Origin of the sequence: Pauljensenia hongkongensis (assembly GCF_001746855.1) — a bacterium.
GTDB lineage: Bacteria > Actinomycetota > Actinomycetes > Actinomycetales > Actinomycetaceae > Pauljensenia > Pauljensenia hongkongensis.
In genome coordinates, this window is the sequence record NZ_CP017298.1 from 1837231 (window position 1) to 1839183 (window position 1953).

The 1953-nt window shown below is 68.4% G+C and carries 2 protein-coding genes; both read left to right on the forward strand.

Annotated elements, in window-relative coordinates; translation table 11 throughout:
* Positions 1 to 253: hypothetical protein (locus tag BH719_RS07640; protein WP_009744248.1), on the forward strand; the 253-nt coding region annotated here is incomplete at its 5' end.
* On the forward strand, positions 250 to 1815 hold the full coding sequence (locus BH719_RS07645) for a hypothetical protein (RefSeq protein ID WP_009744249.1): 1566 nt from the start codon (positions 250 to 252) through the stop codon (positions 1813 to 1815). The genes BH719_RS07640 and BH719_RS07645, both read left to right, overlap by 4 nt.
* The last annotated feature ends 138 nt before the right edge of the window (positions 1816 to 1953 follow it).

Here is a 1953-nt window from a genome sequence, read left to right on the forward strand (position 1 = left end):
GGGGGCCGCCAAGACGGCCCTGGGGGCCGCTGACGCGACGGGCGGGGGCGCGAGTGGTGGCCTGGGGATCCTCATCGGCCCGCTGGTGGGGCCCCTGCTGGCGGCCGGACGGCTCGCGGCCCGGGTGTGCTTGGAGGCGGCGGCCGACAAGGCCGATGCGAGCGCCGACCACCTCGAACAGTCCGCCGCCCTCATGCAGGCCGTGGAGGACTCCATCGGCGACGACCTGAAGCGCATCGGGGAGCAACTATGAGCACGGGAGGGGCTGTGAGCGGCGCCGAGGCCCTGGACACCCGCCCCAGCACGGGCGCGGACACGGGGGCGGGCAGGCCGGGCCCTGGGACCCCGGGCGCTTCTGACGCCCTCCACAGCGGCTCCCCGGCCGGCACCGCCTCCGCGCCCGGCGGCGCCCCTCCCTCGTCGGCTTCTCCGTCGTTGAATCCCCTGGTGGCTGGGCGGGAGGAGTCGCGGTCGGCGGTGTCGGGGTCGGGCGTGGTCGAGGACATCTGGGGCCTCGCCCACGGGTTGTCGGAGGGGTCGTGGTTGGAGACCGGGCTGTCGTCCGTGTCGTTGGTGGCGGACGCGGTGGGCGTGGGCGTCGACCCTCTGGGCACGCTGATCGCGTGGGGGGCGGGGTGGTTGATCGACCACTTCGGGCCCCTGAAGTCGTGGATGGACGAGCTGCTGGGGGATGCGGACAGTGTGCGCGCCGACGCGGCCACGTGGTCCAACGTCGCCTGGGCCATGGGCGAGTGCGCCGACACCCTGGAGGGCGACGAGAAGAACCTCATGGGGGAGCAGGTGGGCGCCACCGCCAGGGGGTACCGCGCCTCCAATGCCGACACGATCAGCGCCCTGCGCACCGCATCGGGGGCGGCCGACGCCATGGGCAAAGCCACCAGCGTCCTGGCCGAGGTCGTGGGTGTGGTCCACGACCTGCTGCGCGACGCCATATCGGCGATCGTGGGCACCCTGGCCTCGGCCATCATCGAGGCCATCGCCACCTTCGGCCTGGCCATCCCCCTCATCATCGCCCAAGTCCAAGTCAAAGTGGGCGCCAAAGCCACCGAGATGGCCGCCCACGTCACCGGAGCGCTCAAGTCCGCGCGCACCCTGGCCCACAACCTCACCCACCTGTCCGGCCTGCTCGACATGCTCCGCGGCATGCTCACCCGCACCAAGAACACCGCGGCCAACGCGGCCCACATGCTCACCGGCGCCAAACCCGCAGCAGCGGCGGCGGGCGGGGCCACCCCGCACGGGCCCATCACCGGCACCACCGCCCCCGCCAGCGCCCACACAGGCACAGGAACGGGCCACACCGCCCGCCACACCCCGCCCCCAGCCCCCGACACCCCAACCCCGGACATCCCACCCACCACACCAAAACCGAAAAGGTCTAAGAAGCCGAAGACGGAGCACTGGAAGTACCAGGACCGCGCCTCCGACGGGACGTGGGCAAAGGGTAACGGCGGCGCCTCCACGTACAGGGAATCCGAGAAGAAAGGGATACAAAGATACACAGCGATTGCTGAAAAAAGCGGCGCGCCATTAAAACGAGTTATCGATGACCGCAAATACCTCGCCTCGATCACAGGCTGCGACCACGGGCGCGTGTACGACGCAATAGTGCAGCTGCCGGACGAGACATACTGCGGGCTCGAGATCAAGAGCGGCAGTGCGAAGTTGACTACTCGGCAGGCGGAATTCGACGCACTAGTCAAACCCGACAACCCGGCGCGCGTGAAGCTCGATGATGGTACTATAGTTGAAATAACCAGTACTGACGAATTTCATGTTGAGAGGCAGGAGTAATGAGCAGATATGTGCTGCGGACGGTAGACGTTGATGCGGGTGCTATGGACAGTTATCGACGGCCGCAGGACGCTGAGTCCTTTGCTGAACGAGTTGCGGCGTGCTTGACCGCTCCGCAGTATTTGGACGGGTTCCAAC

What these genes read in the sequence shown, in the direction of transcription:
- BH719_RS07645 (WP_009744249.1), top strand. Translation starts at nt 250, where the DNA reads ATGAGCACGGGAGGGGCTGTGAGCGGCGCCGAGGCCCTGGACACCCGC.